Annotated in this window: 15 protein-coding genes; 4 read left to right on the plus strand and 11 right to left on the minus strand. The window is 73.2% G+C overall.

Annotated features, from left to right (window positions below):
* Positions 1-83 precede the first annotated feature (83 nt).
* The 7 genes from OU787_RS13765 to OU787_RS13795 form a co-directional block, all read right to left on the minus strand.
* The gene (locus OU787_RS13765; RefSeq protein WP_051817686.1) at positions 84-1,580 is read right to left on the minus strand and encodes a DoxX family membrane protein; all 1,497 of its coding nucleotides are present in this window, start codon (positions 1,578-1,580) and stop codon (positions 84-86) included.
* Positions 1,581-1,982: 402 nt separating this feature from the next.
* Positions 1,983-2,975 (minus strand): 23S rRNA (guanosine(2251)-2'-O)-methyltransferase RlmB, encoded by a 993-nt coding sequence (rlmB, locus tag OU787_RS13770; RefSeq protein WP_030463300.1) that lies wholly within the window; start codon positions 2,973-2,975, stop codon positions 1,983-1,985.
* Positions 2,976-3,067: 92 nt separating this feature from the next.
* Positions 3,068-4,462, minus strand: coding sequence for a cysteine--tRNA ligase (gene cysS / locus OU787_RS13775; RefSeq protein ID WP_030463299.1), 1,395 nt, complete (start codon positions 4,460-4,462; stop codon positions 3,068-3,070).
* Between the two features lie 65 nt (positions 4,463-4,527).
* Positions 4,528-4,923 (minus strand): PPOX class F420-dependent oxidoreductase, encoded by a 396-nt coding sequence (locus tag OU787_RS13780; RefSeq protein WP_030463298.1) that lies wholly within the window; start codon positions 4,921-4,923, stop codon positions 4,528-4,530.
* Between the two features lie 43 nt (positions 4,924-4,966).
* Positions 4,967-5,461, minus strand: coding sequence for a 2-C-methyl-D-erythritol 2,4-cyclodiphosphate synthase (ispF, locus tag OU787_RS13785; RefSeq protein WP_030463297.1), 495 nt, complete (start codon positions 5,459-5,461; stop codon positions 4,967-4,969).
* Positions 5,451-6,266: a 2-C-methyl-D-erythritol 4-phosphate cytidylyltransferase gene (gene ispD / locus OU787_RS13790; RefSeq protein ID WP_232795161.1), complete on the minus strand. Its 816-nt coding sequence runs from the start codon at positions 6,264-6,266 to the stop codon at positions 5,451-5,453. The genes ispF and ispD overlap by 11 nt, the downstream gene beginning before the upstream one ends.
* A 167-nt stretch (positions 6,267-6,433) precedes the next feature.
* Entirely contained in the window at positions 6,434-6,916 is a 483-nt protein-coding gene (locus OU787_RS13795) for a CarD family transcriptional regulator (RefSeq protein WP_014136563.1), read from the minus strand.
* Between the two features lie 376 nt (positions 6,917-7,292).
* Between OU787_RS13795 and OU787_RS13800 the strand changes: the two genes are divergently transcribed.
* Positions 7,293-7,943: a hypothetical protein gene (locus tag OU787_RS13800; protein ID WP_030463295.1), complete on the plus strand. Its 651-nt coding sequence runs from the start codon at positions 7,293-7,295 to the stop codon at positions 7,941-7,943.
* Positions 7,944-8,037: 94 nt separating this feature from the next.
* On the opposite strand, the gene OU787_RS13805 is transcribed toward OU787_RS13800, so the two are convergent.
* Both OU787_RS13805 and OU787_RS13810 read right to left on the minus strand, forming a co-directional pair.
* Positions 8,038-8,730, minus strand: a complete 693-nt coding sequence (locus tag OU787_RS13805; protein ID WP_030463294.1) for a response regulator transcription factor — start codon at positions 8,728-8,730, stop codon at positions 8,038-8,040.
* Positions 8,727-9,995 carry a sensor histidine kinase gene (locus OU787_RS13810; RefSeq protein WP_030463293.1) on the minus strand — a complete coding sequence of 423 codons (1,269 nt, stop codon included), beginning with the start codon at positions 9,993-9,995 and terminating at the stop codon, positions 8,727-8,729. The genes OU787_RS13805 and OU787_RS13810 overlap by 4 nt, the downstream gene beginning before the upstream one ends.
* Before the next feature lie 284 nt (positions 9,996-10,279).
* On the opposite strand from OU787_RS13810, the gene phoU reads away from it, so the two are divergent.
* Both phoU and OU787_RS13820 read left to right on the plus strand, forming a co-directional pair.
* Positions 10,280-10,954, plus strand: coding sequence for a phosphate signaling complex protein PhoU (gene phoU / locus OU787_RS13815; RefSeq protein ID WP_268659480.1), 675 nt, complete (start codon positions 10,280-10,282; stop codon positions 10,952-10,954).
* 149 nt (positions 10,955-11,103) lie between these two features.
* Positions 11,104-11,283 carry a hypothetical protein gene (locus OU787_RS13820; RefSeq protein ID WP_030463291.1) on the plus strand — a complete coding sequence of 60 codons (180 nt, stop codon included), beginning with the start codon at positions 11,104-11,106 and terminating at the stop codon, positions 11,281-11,283.
* A gap of 87 nt (positions 11,284-11,370) precedes the next feature.
* On the opposite strand, the gene OU787_RS13825 is transcribed toward OU787_RS13820, so the two are convergent.
* Together OU787_RS13825 and OU787_RS13830 are read right to left on the minus strand one after the other, a co-directional pair.
* Positions 11,371-11,961, minus strand: coding sequence for a lytic polysaccharide monooxygenase auxiliary activity family 9 protein (locus OU787_RS13825; protein WP_030463290.1), 591 nt, complete (start codon positions 11,959-11,961; stop codon positions 11,371-11,373).
* 337 nt (positions 11,962-12,298) lie between these two features.
* Positions 12,299-13,057 (minus strand): phosphoglyceromutase, encoded by a 759-nt coding sequence (locus OU787_RS13830; protein ID WP_030463289.1) that lies wholly within the window; start codon positions 13,055-13,057, stop codon positions 12,299-12,301.
* 170 nt (positions 13,058-13,227) lie between these two features.
* On the opposite strand from OU787_RS13830, the gene OU787_RS13835 reads away from it, so the two are divergent.
* A complete protein-coding gene (locus tag OU787_RS13835; RefSeq protein ID WP_051817684.1) occupies positions 13,228-14,487 on the plus strand; it encodes an MDR family MFS transporter in 1,260 nt (419 codons plus the stop codon).
* Positions 14,488-14,548 lie beyond the last annotated feature (61 nt).

Genomic DNA, 14,548 nt, shown 5'->3' on the forward strand with positions numbered 1-14,548 from the left:
CACAACACACCAGCAGGGCCCCTCCCGGACGGAAGAACCGTCCCGGAGGGGCCCTGTCAGCTGCTGCCGGGCGGGGCCCGGTCTCAGGCGGTGCCCGCCGACCGCTGCGGGCTCATGCCGAGCTCCAGCAGCGGCGGCCCGCTGCCCAGCAGCCCGCCGATCACGCCGTGCGAGGGCTGGGTGCTGCGCGGGGCGCCCGAGGGCGCGCCGCCGGTGCCGGTGCCGCCCGCGGAGCCGCCGTTCCCGGCACCACCGGTGCCGGTGCCGCTGCCCGACCCGGAGGTGCCGGATCCGGCGCCCGCCCGGGGGCTGGACGAGCTGCCGCCCCCCTGGGCGCCGCTGCTCGGCTTGGCCTTGCCGCCGCTGCGGCTGGGCGAGGGGGAGGGCGAGGCCGGAGGCTTGCTCTGGCTCGGGGTGGGGCTGGGCGTCGGGCTGGGCGTCGGGGACGGCGAGGGGCTGTTGCTCGGCCAGACCGGGGAACCGTAGTCCGTGGGGGGCCGGACCGGCGCCGTGCTGCCGCCGGTGCGGACCGCCGCGCCGAGCAGCGAGCCGGACAGCAGGGTGAGGCCGACCACGACGGCGGTGACCACGCCGCGGCGGCGCAGCATCCGCCGGCGGACGGCGCCGGGTTCGGCGGGCCCGTGCCGGCGGAACGCCTCCAGGGCGATCCGGCCGTCCAGCGAGGCGAACGGGGCGCCGGCGATCAGCAGCGGGCTCCAGGCCGCGAGGAAGATCAGGTCGGGGGTGTCGTAGACCGGCACCGCCTTCCAGCTCACGGTGAACAGCAGCGCCGCGGACAGCGCCATCGCGGTGCCGGCCGCGAGCCGCTGCCACAGGCCCAGGATGGACAGCACGCCGACCACGATCTCCAGGAAGGAGACCGCGAGCCCGGCGCCGACCGGGTGGGCCATGGCGAGGTCCAGCAGCGGCTGGGCGACCTTCCACGGGTGCAGCGAGGACAGCCAGCGCATCATCGAGCCGCGCTCGCCGCCGTCGAAGTACACCGGGTCGCACAGCTTGCTGAACCCGGCGTACACCGACAGCGAGCCGAGCAGCACCCGCAGCGGCAGCAGCACCAGGCCGAGGTCGACCCGGCGGCCGGGGTACCAGGCGTGCTTGGAGGCGCCCTCGCCGAGCGACGGCACCTCCGGCAGCTCGCCCTCGGGCTGCCAGCTGCGTCCGGCGCCGATCCGGACCGACTCGTCCAGCAGCTCGGGGACGCCGACCCGCGGGGTCTCGCCGGAACCGCCGGCGGAGCCGCCGGCCGGGCCGCCGTACTGCCGCGGGACGGCCTGCAGCTGCTGGGTGTCGTCCTCCGCGAAGCCCTTGGCGGGGGCGGGCACGGTGGTCAGCCGGACGGCTTCCAGCAGCTGGGTGGCGGCGGTGTCGCCGGGCCCGGTCCGGCCGCTCCAGGCGGTGACCACCCGGGCCTTGCGGCGGGGGGCCGTGCCGGTGACCGAGGCGGCGGTGATCCCGGCCAGCGCGGGCACCGACGAGGCGGGCACCACGATCTGCGGGGTGACGCCGCTGCGCAGGCCGTACGGGTCACCGAAGGCGGCACCGGCCGGGGCGTCGATCATCGGGGCCACCGGGGCGGAGAGCCTGACCCGGAAGCTGGCCTGGGTGCTGCTGAGCCTCGACGGGTCGGACGGAACCCGGACCGTGTTGAGGACCGGACCGTCGTCTATCCCCGAGGGGCGCTGCCCGAGGCGCAGTGGTGTTCTGGTGTCCACACCCCTCTAACCGGGTGACGGGCCCCGAGGACACTCTCCCGGGTGGATTCCGGGAGAGGATTTGAAGTGATCATGAGAAAACCGATCGGGCCCGACCGGACCCGACCGGTTGCCCCACGAAAACGACGGACTGACCGGTCGTCAGTTCCCGCCACCCGCCCGGACGCCGGCGCTTGGCGCGCAGCCGGACGCCAGCCCCCGGCCCCCGGCGCCCAGCCAGGCGTCAGCCCCCGGCGCCCGGCCCGGACGTCAGCGCTTGGCGCGCAGCCGGGCGGCCTCGTACAGCACGATGCCCGCCGCGACACCGGCGTTCAGCGACTCGGTCTGGCCCGGCATCGGGATCCGCACCAGCAGGTCGCAGGTCTCCGAGACCAGCCGGGACAGGCCCTTGCCCTCGGAGCCGGCCACGATCACCACGGGGCCGTTCAGCGCGTCCAGGTCGCCGATCTCGGCCTCGCCGTCGGCGGCCAGGCCGACCACCATCAGGCCGGCCTTCTGGTACGCCTCCAGCGCGCGGGTCAGGTTGGTGGCGCGCGCCACGGGCAGGCGCGCCGCCGCGCCGGAGGAGGTCTTCCAGGCGCCCGCGGTCATGCCGGCCGCCCGGCGCTCCGGGATCACCACGCCGTGCGCGCCGAACGCGGCGGCGGAGCGGACCACGGCGCCCAGGTTGCGCGAGTCGGTGACGCCGTCCAGCGCCATGATCAGCGCGTCCTGCCCGGCGTCGGCGGCGCCGTCCAGCAGGTCCTCGGGGTGCGCGTACTCGTACGGCGGGACCTGCAGCACCAGGCCCTGGTGGTTGAGGCCGCCGGTCATCTGGTCCAGCTGCGGGCGCGGGGCCTCCATCAGCGGGATGCCGCGCTCGTTGGCGGCCTGGAAGGCGTCCCGGACGCGGTCGTCGGTGTCGATGAACTGCTGCACGTACAGCGCGGTGGCGGGGACGCCGCCCTGCAGCGCCTCGACCACCGAGTTGCGGCCCACCACCAGCTCGGCGGCGCCCGCTCCGCCGCGCCCGCTGCGGCTGCCGGCGCCGGCGCGGCGCATGCCCGCGCGGGACTTGGCGTCGCGCTCGCGCTTGAGCGCCGCGTTGGCGGCGCGCTGCTTGGGGTGCCCCTTGCGGGCCTCGCCGGGCGGGGTCGGGCCCTTGCCCTGGAGCGCCTTCCGGCTGTGGCCGCCGGTACCGACACTCGCGCCCTTCTTCGATCCGGCGTTGCGGCGGTTCCTGCGCTGGCTGTTGCCGGCCATGGCTGTACTTCCTGTCTCTGCGTCTGCTTCGTGCGTCGGGGCCGCACCTCTCCAAAGGTACGGCCCCTGCGCGCCCCGGGGGGCTACTGGTGTTACTGGCTGATCGTCCAGCGCGGGCCGGACGGGGTGTCCTCGACGGCCAGCCCGGCGGCGCCGAGCTGGTCGCGGATCGCGTCGGCGGTGCCGAAGTCCTTGCGGGCGCGGGCGGCCTGGCGCTGGTCGAGGACCAGCCGGACCAGGGCGTCGACCACGCCGGTGAGCTCCTCGCTCTGCTCGGCGCCGTCGGCCCACTGCTCGTCCAGCGGGTCGAGGCCGAGCACGCCGAGCATCGCCCGGACCTCGGCGAGGCGGGCCGCGGTCGACTCCTTGTCGTCCGCGCCGAGCGCGCTGTTGCCCTGCCGGACGGCGGTGTGCACCACGGCGAGCGCCTGCGGGACGCCCAGGTCGTCGTCCATCGCCTCGGCGAAGGCGAGCGGCACCTCGGGTGCCGGGTCGACCGGGCCGCAGCGCTCGACGGCGCGCTCGATGAAGCCCTCGATCCGGCCGAAGCCGGTCTCGGCCTCGCGCAGCGACTCCTCGCTGTACTCGATCATCGAGCGGTAGTGCGGGCCGGCCAGGTAGTAGCGCAGCACGATCGGCCGCCAGCGCCGGACCATCTCGGAGACCAGCACCGAGTTGCCGAGCGACTTGGACATCTTCTCGCCGGCCAGCGTCACCCAGGCGTTGTGCACCCAGAAGTTGGCGAACTCGTCGCCGAACGCCTTGGACTGGGCGATCTCGTTCTCGTGGTGCGGGAAGATCAGGTCGATCCCGCCACCGTGGATGTCGAAGGCCCGGCCGAGGTACTTGTGCACCATCGCCGAGCACTCCAGGTGCCAGCCCGGGCGGCCGCGGCCCCAGGGCGTCTCCCAGCTCGGCTCGCCGGGCTTGGCGGCCTTCCACATGGCGAAGTCGCGCGGGTCGCGCTTGCCGGTCTCGCCGTCGCCGGAGGGCTGCCGCAGGTTCTCCAGCTCCTGGTTGGAGAGCGCCAGGTACTCCGGGTAGGTGGTGACCGCGAAGTACACGTTGCCGTCGGCGGCGTACGCGTGGCCGCGCTCGATCAGGCCGCGCATCATCTCGATCATCTCGGGCACGTGGCCGGTGGCGCGCGGCTCGGCGCTCGGCGGCAGGCACCCGAGGGCGGTGTAACCCTCGTTGAAGGCGCGCTCGTTGGCGTACGCGATCTTCCACCACTCGGTGGACTGCTCGCGGCCCTTGGCGATCACCTTGTCGTCGATGTCGGTGACGTTGCGCACGAAGGTGACGTCGTAGCCGCGGTAGCGGAACCACCGCTGCATCACGTCGAAGTTCAGGCCGGACCGGATGTGCCCGATGTGCGGCGGTGCCTGGACCGTGGCACCGCACAGGTAGATCGAGACACAGCCCGGCACCAGCGGGACGAAGTCGCGTACCTGGCGGGTCATGGTGTCGTACAGGCGAAGGCTCACAGCGACCAGGGTAGTGGGCGGCGGGGGGTGCCCCGCCACCTTCCGCCGCTTTGGCGTGCCCGCGTTCAGAGGTTGTTGCCGACCACCTTGCGCGGGGTGAGCCGCACCACCACCCGGACGTCGTCCGGACCGTCGAACCGGTAGTCCTCGCCGCGGTACTTGCGCGACAGCTCGTCGATCAGCTCCGGGCCGCCCTCGGTGGTCATGGTGACCTCGCCGCGGGCCTCGAAGTAGGTGTACGGGTTGTCCGCCGGGTTGACCAGCAGGCTGATCCGCGGGTCCCGCACCAGGTTGAGGTGCTTGCGGCGGCCCTGGACGGTGGAGAACAGGATGTCGTCCCCGTCCCGCTTCACCCAGACGACGGACGACTGCGGGCTGCCGTCGGGCTGCACCGTGGACACCACGGCGTAGCTCTTCGCGTCCAGCAGTTCCTTCACCTTGTCGGCGAGTTCGACGCCCATCTCTCCTCCAGTGACCGGTTCCTGACGTTCCGTCAGGGCCAGGCTAGGCGCCGGGCCGGGCGTAGACCAGCGCCGTGGCGATCGCGGCGAGTCCCTCCGCGCGGCCGGTCAGGCCGAGGCCGTCGGTGGTGGTGCCGGAGACCGAGACCGGGGCGCCGACCGCCGCCGACAGCGCGGCCTGGGCCTCGGCCCGGCGCTTGCCGACCTTCGGGCGGACGCCGATCACCTGGACGGCGACGTTGCCGATCTCGAAGCCGGCCTCCCGGACCAGCCGGGCCGCCTCGGCCAGCAGCGCCACCCCGGCCGCGCCCGCCCACTCGGGGCGGGAGGTGCCGAAGTGCGCGCCCAGGTCGCCGATCCCGGCGGCGGAGAACAGCGCGTCGCAGGCGGCGTGCGCCGCCACGTCGGCGTCCGAGTGCCCGGCCAGGCCGGTCTCGCCGGGCCAGTCGAGGCCGGCCACCCGCAGCGGGCGGCCCTCCTCGAAGGCGTGCACGTCGATGCCGATGCCGGTGCGCGGAACGATCGGGTCAGTAGCCATCGGTGGCCCTCCGGCGGGCGAGCACGGCCTCGGCGAGCACGAGGTCCAGCGGGCGGGTCACCTTGAACGCCTCCTCGTGGCCGGGCACCACGACCACCCGGCCGCCGAAGCGCTCGATCAGCCCGGCGTCGTCGGTCACCTCGGCGCCCTCGGCGAGCGCCTTCCCGTGCGCGGCGACCAGGGCGGGCAGGTCGAAGCCCTGCGGGGTCTGCACGGCGCGCAGGGTGGAGCGGTCGGGCGTGTCCAGCACCGGCTCCGGCCCGGACGGCTGCGGCTCGACCCGCTTGACGGTGTCGGCCAGCGGCACCGCGGGCACCACCGCCTCGGCCCCGGCCCGGACGGCGGCGGCCACCGCGTCCACCACCTCGACCGGCACCAGCGGGCGGGCCGCGTCGTGCACCAGCACCACCCGGGTGCCCGCGGGGACGGCCGCCAGGCCGAGCCGCACCGACTCCTGCCGGCTGGCGCCGCCGGGCACCACCCGGACGTCCTTGCCGTCCAGGCCGTGGCTGTCCAGCAGCGAGACCACCTCGGCCACCCCGTCCGGCGGGGCGCACACCACCACCAGGCCGACCGCCCGGCTGCGGGCCAGCGCCCGGACGGCGTGCACCAGCAGCGGCACGCCGCCGAGTTCGCGCAGCGCCTTGGGGGCGCCGGGGCCGAGTCGCTCGCCGCGCCCGGCGGCCGGTACGACCGCTGCCGCGAGCTGTGCTGAGGCGTTCAGGTTTGGCTCCTCGGTTGTGATGGGTATGGCCCGTGCCGAGCGCGGATGACGCGAGCGGGCAGGCCCCCTTCCTGACTGCACGTTAGTGGAACCGTGCTCGCCGTTCCGCCGTGCCACCCCCCTTCCGGGCATGGCGAAGCGCCCGAGGTGCCTGTTCGGGCACCACCGGGCGCTGCGTCAAACCTGGCTCAACCCCGTTGGCAGGGCTGGGAGATCAGAATTCGACCGGCCTCGCGGCTCGTCGCGGCTCAGGAGGCGAGAACCTCGTCGAGCAGCGTCTCGGCCTTGTCCTCGTTGGTGTTCTCGGCGAGCGCCAGTTCGCTCACCAGGATCTGCCGGGCCTTGGCCAGCATCCGCTTCTCGCCGGCGGACAGGCCGCGCTCGCGCTCGCGGCGCCACAGGTCGCGGACGACCTCTGCGACCTTGATCACATCGCCGGACGCGAGCTTCTCGAGGTTCGCCTTGTACCGGCGAGACCAGTTGGTGGGCTCTTCGGTGTACGGTGCCCGCAGCACCTCGAACACGCGGTCCAGGCCTTCCTGGCCCACCACGTCGCGGACGCCGACGAACTCGGCGTTCTCCGCGGGAACGCGAAGCGTCAGATCTCCCTGCTGCACCTTCAGCACCAGGTAGGTCTTGTCCACACCTTTGATCTGGCGAGTTTCGATGGCCTCGATCAGCGCAGCCCCGTGATGGGGGTAGACCACCGTGTCGCCAACCTTGAACGTCATGTGACAGGACCCCTTCCGTGGCTTTCCAGAATAACACGCTTTTCGGCTGACCCGAAGGGCGTTTTCGCAGGTCAGGGCCGGTCCCAGGGCTTGACAACCACCCCCGTCGCATGCTGCGACCGATGTTCGATCCGGGCTTCCCGCAGGTCGGAGGCGGTCTGACCGCGCGGCGAAACCTCTGGTCACGACCCCGAAACCATGATTGGATCTTGAGTTTTTGCCCCCGACGCGCCGGGCGCCCCGGATCGTGATCGGACCGCGACACGGGGCCACCCCGTGAGAGCCGGATATGTGTGGTCGGTAGTCTGGCCCACGACCACCGACCGTGATCCGTTTTCCGCTGGATCATTCCCCCCATCAAGGAGAAGTCGCCGCCGTGAGCCGGAGCCTTCGACGCGGCGCTGTCGCCGCCATCGTCCTCGCCGCGATCCTCCCGCTGGCCGCCTGCGCCACCGGCAACGACGCGAGCACGCTGCAGATCAAGCCGGACAACGCGGCGACGAGCGTCGGGGACGGCGTCAAGCTCAACAACATCGTCGTGGTCACCGAGGCGGGCAGCGCCGGTGCGTACACCGGCCCGGCGACCGTCACCGTCAACATCGCCAACGCCGGCGCCACGGACGACGTGCTCACCTCGGTCAAGATCGGTGACGCCACCGCCAAGCTGACCGACGAGAACGGCGCCCCCGTCTCCACCGTGGACCTCAAGGTCAACCAGTCGGTGCTGCTCGGCGCCCAGGGCAGCCCGGTCGCCCAGGTCTCCTCCTCGCAGCTGTCGGTCGGCGGCTACGTCAAGACCACCTTCACCTTCGCGAAGGCCGGCGAGGTCTCCGCCCAGGCCAACGTGCAGCCGGCCGTCGGCAGCTACGAGGCCTTCGGCCCGAAGAAGGCCGCCCCGTCCCCCTCGGCCAGTGCGTCCGCCTCCGCCCCGGCGGCCGGTGCCAGCGGCTCGCCGTCGGCCGGTGCCACCGCGAGCGGCAGCGCCTCCGCCCCGGCCAGCCCGTCGGGTTCGGCCTCGGCCCACTGACGCGCCCGCAGCGGAGTCCGCAGCGCAGAAGTCCGTAGCAAGGGGAAGGGCCCCGCCGCGAGGCGGGGCCCTTCCCGTGCTGCGGGGGTGCGGTCTACGGCTCGAACTTGTAGCCCAGGCCGCGGACCGTGACCAGGTAGCGCGGGGCGCCCGGGTCCGGCTCGATCTTCGCCCGCAGGCGCTTGACGTGGACGTCCAGGGTCTTGGTGTCGCCGACGTAGTCCGCGCCCCAGACCCGGTCGATCAGCTGCATCCGGGTCAGCACCCGGCCCGCGTTGCGCAGCAGCATCTCCAGCAGGTCGAACTCCTTGAGCGGCAGGTCGACCTTGGCGCCGTCCACCGTCACCACGTGCCGGTCGACGTCCATCCGGACCGGGCCGGCCTCCAGCGCGCCCGGGGCGGTCGCGCCGTCCGCGCCGCCGTCCTCGCCGCGGCGGCGGAGCACCGCGCGGATCCGGGCCACCAGCTCGCGGGTGGAGTACGGCTTGGTGACGTAGTCGTCGGCTCCTATTTCCAGGCCGACCACCTTGTCGATCTCGCTGTCCTTCGCGGTGACCATGATCACCGGGACGTTGGAGCGGACCCGCAGCTGGCGGCAGACCTCGGTGCCGGGCAGGCCGGGCAGCATCAGGTCGAGCAGGACGAGGTCCGCTCCGTTGCGCTCGAACTGCTCCAGCGCGTCGGGCCCGGTGGCGGCGACCGCCACCTCGAAGCCCTCCTTGCGGAGCATGTACGACAGGGCGTCGCTGAACGACTCCTCGTCCTCGACCACCAGTACACGGGTCACGATCGGGCCTCCGGGGCAGGAAGTGTGGTTGCTGCGTGGTTTTCGGGGTCCTCGACCGGGGCCTGCCCGGCGGGGAGCCGCAGAGTGAAGGTGGAACCCTGGCCCTCGACGCTCCAGACCGACACGGTGCCGCGGTGCGAGGCGGCGACGTGCTTGACGATGGACAGGCCGAGGCCGGTGCCACCGGTGAGGCGGGAGCGGGCGGGGTCCACCCGGTAGAAGCGTTCGAAGATCCGCTCGCGGTCCTTCTCCGAGATGCCGATGCCCTGGTCGGTCACCGAGATCTCGATCAGCTCGCCGTCCGCCTCGCCCAGCGCCGCGGCGCTGGAGATCCGGCGGGTGGCGATGGCGACCCTGGTGCGCGGCGGGCTGTAGTTGACCGCGTTCTCCACCAGGTTGCCGAGTGCGGCGGCCAGCTGGCCGCGGTTGCCGACCAGGTACAGGTCGGTGGTGCCGCCCGCCGCGATGACGATCTGCTTGGCGGCGGCGGTCTGCCGGCAGCGGTCGATCGCCTCGGCGATCAGCTCGTCCACCGCGACCGGCTCCGGGTCGACCTTGAGCTGGTCGTCCTGGACCCGGGACAGGTCGATGATCTCCTGCACCAGGCTGGCCAGCCGGGTCGCCTCCACCTGCATCCGGCCGGCGAAGCGCTGCACCGCCTCCGGGTCGTCGGAGGCGTCCGCGACGGCCTCGGAGAGCAGCGAGAGCGCGCCGACCGGGGTCTTCAGCTCGTGCGAGACGTTCGCCACGAAGTCGCGGCGGATCGCCTCGATCCGGCGGCGCTCGGTGCGGTCCTCGACCAGCACCAGCACCAGCCGGGAGCCCAGCGGGGCGACCCGGACCGAGACCGCCAGCGGCTCGGCGGTGCGGGCCGAGGCGCCGGGGCGGGTCAGCTCCAGCTCGATCTGCCGGATCTCGCCGTCCCGCCGGGTGGAGCGGGCCAGCGACAGCATCGGGTCGACGGCCACCTTGCCGCCGCGGACCAGGCCCATCGCGTAGGCCGCGGAGGAGGCCTTGACCACCTCGTCGCCCTCGCCGAGCACGATCGCGCACGAGCGCAGCACCGAGAGCACGGTGTCCACGCCCGGGGGCAGGGCCGGCTCCTGGTCCGGTTCCGGCGCCGCGCTCCTGTTGGTCCTGCCGGTCCTGCCGCTCCTGCCGCGTGCCTGCTCGCGCTCGCTCCAGCGGAAGGCGATGGAGGCGGTGAGGCCGACGCCGAGCCCGGCTATGGCGCAGGCAGCGGCGGCGGCCACGTTCACGTCCATGCCAGTCAGCGTAAATGGTGCTCGGGCGCACTCCGTAAGGGTGCGATCAAGGCATCGGCCTGACGTTGCCGAGAATTCACCTTCAGGATTCCGCCGATTCACCGCAGAGGCCGTGGGAGGTCGCCCGAACGGCTCAGTCTGGGCCGGGCAAGCCCGTGTGGGCGGTGACGCGGCTACCATTCGCGCCACCAGCAGCGGCCGCCCGCACCCCCGCCCCTCGGGCGGACGGTCCGGGACGTCCGGTCGGCACCGCCACCGACACCGGTACTGGAGGAGAAGAGCGCATGCGCGACGCGTACCACGAGGAACTCGACTCGATCAGCGACAGCCTGGTCGAGATGGCCCGCCTGGTCGGCTCGGCGATGGGCCGGGCCACCACCGCCCTGCTGGACGCGGACCTGGCCCTGGCGGAGAGCGTGATCGCCGCCGACGAGAAGATCAACGACCTGCACCACGACCTGGAGAACCGCGCGATCGACCTGCTGGCCCGCCAGCAGCCGGTCGCCACCGACCTGCGCATCGTGGTCACCTCGCTGCGGATGAGCGCCGACCTGGAGCGCGGCGGCGACCTGGCCCGGCACGTCGCCAAGGTCGCGCGGCTGCGCTACCCGGAGACCGCCGTCCCGAACGACCTGCACCCGATCGTGCTGGAGATGGGGCAGCTCGCCCAGCGCCTGGTCGCCAAGGCCGGACTGGTGATCGCCACCAAGGACGTCGACAAGGCGCTGGAGCTGGAGGCCGACGACGACGCCATCGACGCCCTGCACCGCGAGCTGTTCTCGCACCTGCTGGACGACCGCTGGCACCACGGCATCGAGACCGCGGTGGACGTCACCCTGGTCGGCCGCTACTACGAGCGCTTCGCGGACCACGCGGTCTCGGTCGCCAAGCGCGTGGTGTACCTGGTCACCGGCGAGCACGTGGACGACTTCATCGCCACCGCGGAGCCCGCCGAGTAGCCCGCCGCCGCACCCGTCGGGGGGCGCACGGAGGCCGAACCGCCAGCCTCCGCGCGCCCGTTGACGTGCCGTCAACCGCCGGGTTTCACTCGAAGGGACGGGCGGCTGCTTCGGCTCGCCCGGCTCCGCCCGGACGAGGAGGCAGCCCGATGAAGACGACCGGCACCCCGACCACTCCCCCGCCGCACCCGGCCGCCCCGGCCGCGGCGAAGCTGCTGCCGGTGCTGGCCGCCGGCTGCGGCTGCGGTCCCGGCTGCGGCTGCGGCTGCCAGTCCGGCGCGCCCTGCCAGTGCGGCGGCGCGACCGGCGGCTGCTGCGGCGGCCACTGAGCCCGGCACGGCGGACGGCCGGGCACCCCTCCCGCGGGGGTGCCCGGCCGTCCTGCCCTGCACTGCCCTGCCTTGTCCGTCCGGACGTCAGGAGAAGTTGACGTCCATGCACTGGTAGAAGGCGTTGCCGGTGTCCGCGATGTCCCAGACCGCCAGGATCACCTGGTGGCCGGTCAGCCCGGAGGGCAGCGTCGCGGTGTGGCTGAGCGTGGCCGGGGGCTGCTTGCCGCCCATCGGGACGGTCAGGAACGGGGTCAGGTTCAGGTTCGACCTGGTGATCTTGGTGGTGGCGTCGTAGCCCGGCTTGGTGAGGAAGTACCGGAACGACGTGGTGGCGTGCCGCGCCTCGATGCTCCAGGTCAGCGTGAGCTGCTGCCCGGCGGTCACCTTGGTGGTCGGCCAGGCCCCGCCGCGCGGGTCGTCCAGCGGCGCCCAGCGGGAGTCCGCCCCGGCACACAGCGTGCCGTCGGCGGGCCCGGAGGCCGGGAAGCCCTTGGGGCCCTCGACGCTCTGCGGCTCCCACTGGATCTGCCCGCACTTCTTCACCACACCGGCACCGCACAGCCCCGCCCGGCTGGGCGGCGTGGTGATGTACCCGTGCGAACTGGCCGGGATCGCGGTGGCCAGGACCGCTGCGGCGGCCGCGAAGCCGACCGCGAGGATGTTGCGCTTGCGCATGGTGCTCCTCCGTGGGGGTGGATGGAGTACACGACCGCGGACACGCGAAAGGGGCCGCGTGGGGGGCGACCAAGATTGTCATGCCCGCGCCGACAGTGCTCCCACGCTAGAAGCCACACCTTCCCCCCGTCAATGGTCTGAACCATTCAGGAACCTTAACGAGGCTTTGCCGAAGGTGAGTTGACGTTCCATCGACTCAGTAAGCGGCCGGCGGCCGGCGGCCGGCAACGCCAGGAGGGGAGCGCGGCGGCGGCGCGGGAACGGGACAGCCCCCTGGGCCGGGGCGTCGTTGCGCCGGGCAGGGGGCTGAGAGGGGGTGAGGGCGGGAAGGGGTGTGTTACTTCTTGCCCTGGTTCTTCACGGCCTCGATGGCGGCCGCGGCAGCCTCCGGGTCGAGGTAGCGGCCACCGGGGGTGACCGGCTTGAAGTCGGCGTCGAGCTCGTAGACGAGCGGGATGCCGGTGGGGATGTTGAGGCCGGCGATGGCCTCGTCGGAGATGCCGTCGAGGTGCTTGACCAGGGCGCGCAGGCTGTTGCCGTGGGCGGTGACCAGGACGGTGTTGCCCGCCGCGAGGTCCGGCACGATGGCGTCGTACCAGTAGGGGAGCATCCGGTCGACGACGTCCTTGAGGCACTCGGTGTTCGGGCGCAGCTCGGACGGGATCTCGGCGTAGCGGGCGTCGCCGGCCTGGGAGTACTCGGCGTCGTCGGCGAGGGCCGGCGGCGGGGTGTCGTAGGAGCGGCGCCAGAGCTGGAACTGCTCCTCGCCGAACTCGGCCAGGGTCTGGGCCTTGTCCTTGCCCTGCAGGGCGCCGTAGTGGCGCTCGTTCAGGCGCCAGCTGCGGCGGACCGGGATCCAGTGGCGGTCGGCCTTGTCGAGGGCGATCTGCGAGGTGCGGATGGCGCGGCGCAGCAGCGAGGTGTGCAGCACGTCCGGCAGCAGGCCCTCGGCGAGCAGGAGTTCGCCGCCGCGGGCGGCCTCCTTCTCGCCCTTCTCGTTGAGGTCGACGTCGACCCAACCGGTGAACAGGTTCTTCTGGTTCCACTGGCTCTCGCCGTGGCGGAGCAGGATCAAGCGATAGGTCGTGTCAGCCATGGGGCCAAGCCTAGTCGAGGGCCAAATCCGATCGCTTGGCCGTCCATTCCGGAGGTAATGTTCGCGCATCCTCTTCGGTTCTTACCGATCCTGTCGTTCCACCCTGCCCTCCGGCGGCCGCCCCACCCTGCCCGCGGCCGTCCGGGGCCGTACCGCCCGGGAGCCGCACCATGCCCCTCGCCGCCCGTCTGGCCGCCGAAGCACGCAGAGCGGGCGGCGGGCTCCCGCGCCAGTTCTGGTGGCTGTGGACGTCCACCCTGGTGAACCGCCTCGGCGGCTTCGTGGTCACCTTCCTGGCGATGTACCTCACCCACGAGCGCGGCTACTCGGCGGCGTACGCGGGCCTGGTGGCCTCGCTGTTCGGGCTCGGCTCGGCGGTGGCCTCGATCGGCGCGGGCGTGCTGACCGACCGGCTTGGGCGCCGTCCGACGCTGCTGGCCGCGCAGCTGGCGACGGCGCTGTTCACCGCGGTGCTCGGGTTCACCGACGGCCCGGTGGCGATCGCCGCGGTGGCCTTCCTGGTCGGCCTGGCGAGCAACGCGTCCCGCCCCGCGGTGAGCGCGATGATCGCCGACCTGGTGCCCGCCGCGGACCGGGTCCGGGCGTACGCGCTGAACTACTGGGCGATCAACATCGGCTTCGGCGCCTCCGCCGCGGTGGCCGGACTGATCGCCGTGCACGGCTACCTGACGCTGTTCCTGCTGGACGCGGTGACCACCCTGCTGTGCGCGGTGGTGGTGTTCGTGAAGGTCCCGGAGACCCACCCCGAGCCGAAGGCCGCCCCGGCCGCGGACGCGCCCCGGGTCGGACTGGGCACGGTGTTCCGGGACGGCCCGTTCATGGCCGTGGTCGCGGTGAACCTGCTGCTGGCCCTGGTCGTCCAGCAGGGCTCCACCACGCTGCCGGTCGACATGGGCCGGCACGGCCTCTCGGCCGCCCAGTTCGGCCTGGTGATCAGCCTGAACGGGGTGCTCATCGTGCTGCTCCAACTCCCGCTCACCCGGCTGATGGAGGGCCGCGACCGGACCGCCCTGCTGGTCGCGGGCGCGCTGCTGACCGGCTGGGGCTTCGGCCTGACCGCGCTGGCCGGCTCGTCCGCCGCGCTGTACGCGCTGACGGTGGCGATCTGGACGGTCGGCGAGATCGTCACCGCGCCCACCATGATGGCGCTGGTCGCCGAACACTCCCCCGCCCGGGCCCGCGGCCGCTACCAGGGCGTCTACTCGCTCTCCTGGTCACTGGCCTCGTTCGCCGGCCCGCTGGGCGGCGGCCTGCTGCTCCAGTACGCGGGCAGCTGGGCCCTGTGGGGCGGCTGCGCGGCCGCCGGCACCCTGGCCGCCGCCGCCTTCGTCCTCCTCGGCCGCCACCGCCCCGAACCCCCGACGGCCGACGAACCGGCCCTCCCGACCCCGGTCGAGACGGCGGCCTGACGCCCCCGACCACCCGGAACACCCGCTGAACAAACGGATTGCACAGAGGCCCCCTCCCGCG

The organism is Kitasatospora sp. YST-16 (assembly GCF_026802215.1).
Classification (GTDB): domain Bacteria; phylum Actinomycetota; class Actinomycetes; order Streptomycetales; family Streptomycetaceae; genus Kitasatospora; species Kitasatospora cineracea.

What these genes read in the sequence shown, in the direction of transcription:
- OU787_RS13765 (WP_051817686.1), bottom strand. Translation starts at nt 1,580, where the DNA reads ATGATCGACGCCCCGGCCGGTGCCGCCTTCGGTGACCCGTACGGCCTG.
- rlmB (WP_030463300.1), bottom strand. Translation starts at nt 2,975, where the DNA reads ATGGCCGGCAACAGCCAGCGCAGGAACCGCCGCAACGCCGGATCGAAG.
- OU787_RS13780 (WP_030463298.1), bottom strand. Translation starts at nt 4,923, where the DNA reads ATGGGCGTCGAACTCGCCGACAAGGTGAAGGAACTGCTGGACGCGAAG.
- ispF (WP_030463297.1), bottom strand. Translation starts at nt 5,461, where the DNA reads ATGGCTACTGACCCGATCGTTCCGCGCACCGGCATCGGCATCGACGTG.
- OU787_RS13795 (WP_014136563.1), bottom strand. Translation starts at nt 6,916, where the DNA reads ATGACGTTCAAGGTTGGCGACACGGTGGTCTACCCCCATCACGGGGCT.
- OU787_RS13810 (WP_030463293.1), bottom strand. Translation starts at nt 9,995, where the DNA reads ATGGACGTGAACGTGGCCGCCGCCGCTGCCTGCGCCATAGCCGGGCTC.
- phoU (WP_268659480.1), top strand. Translation starts at nt 10,280, where the DNA reads ATGCGCGACGCGTACCACGAGGAACTCGACTCGATCAGCGACAGCCTG.
- OU787_RS13820 (WP_030463291.1), top strand. Translation starts at nt 11,104, where the DNA reads ATGAAGACGACCGGCACCCCGACCACTCCCCCGCCGCACCCGGCCGCC.
- OU787_RS13825 (WP_030463290.1), bottom strand. Translation starts at nt 11,961, where the DNA reads ATGCGCAAGCGCAACATCCTCGCGGTCGGCTTCGCGGCCGCCGCAGCG.
- OU787_RS13830 (WP_030463289.1), bottom strand. Translation starts at nt 13,057, where the DNA reads ATGGCTGACACGACCTATCGCTTGATCCTGCTCCGCCACGGCGAGAGC.
- OU787_RS13835 (WP_051817684.1), top strand. Translation starts at nt 13,228, where the DNA reads ATGCCCCTCGCCGCCCGTCTGGCCGCCGAAGCACGCAGAGCGGGCGGC.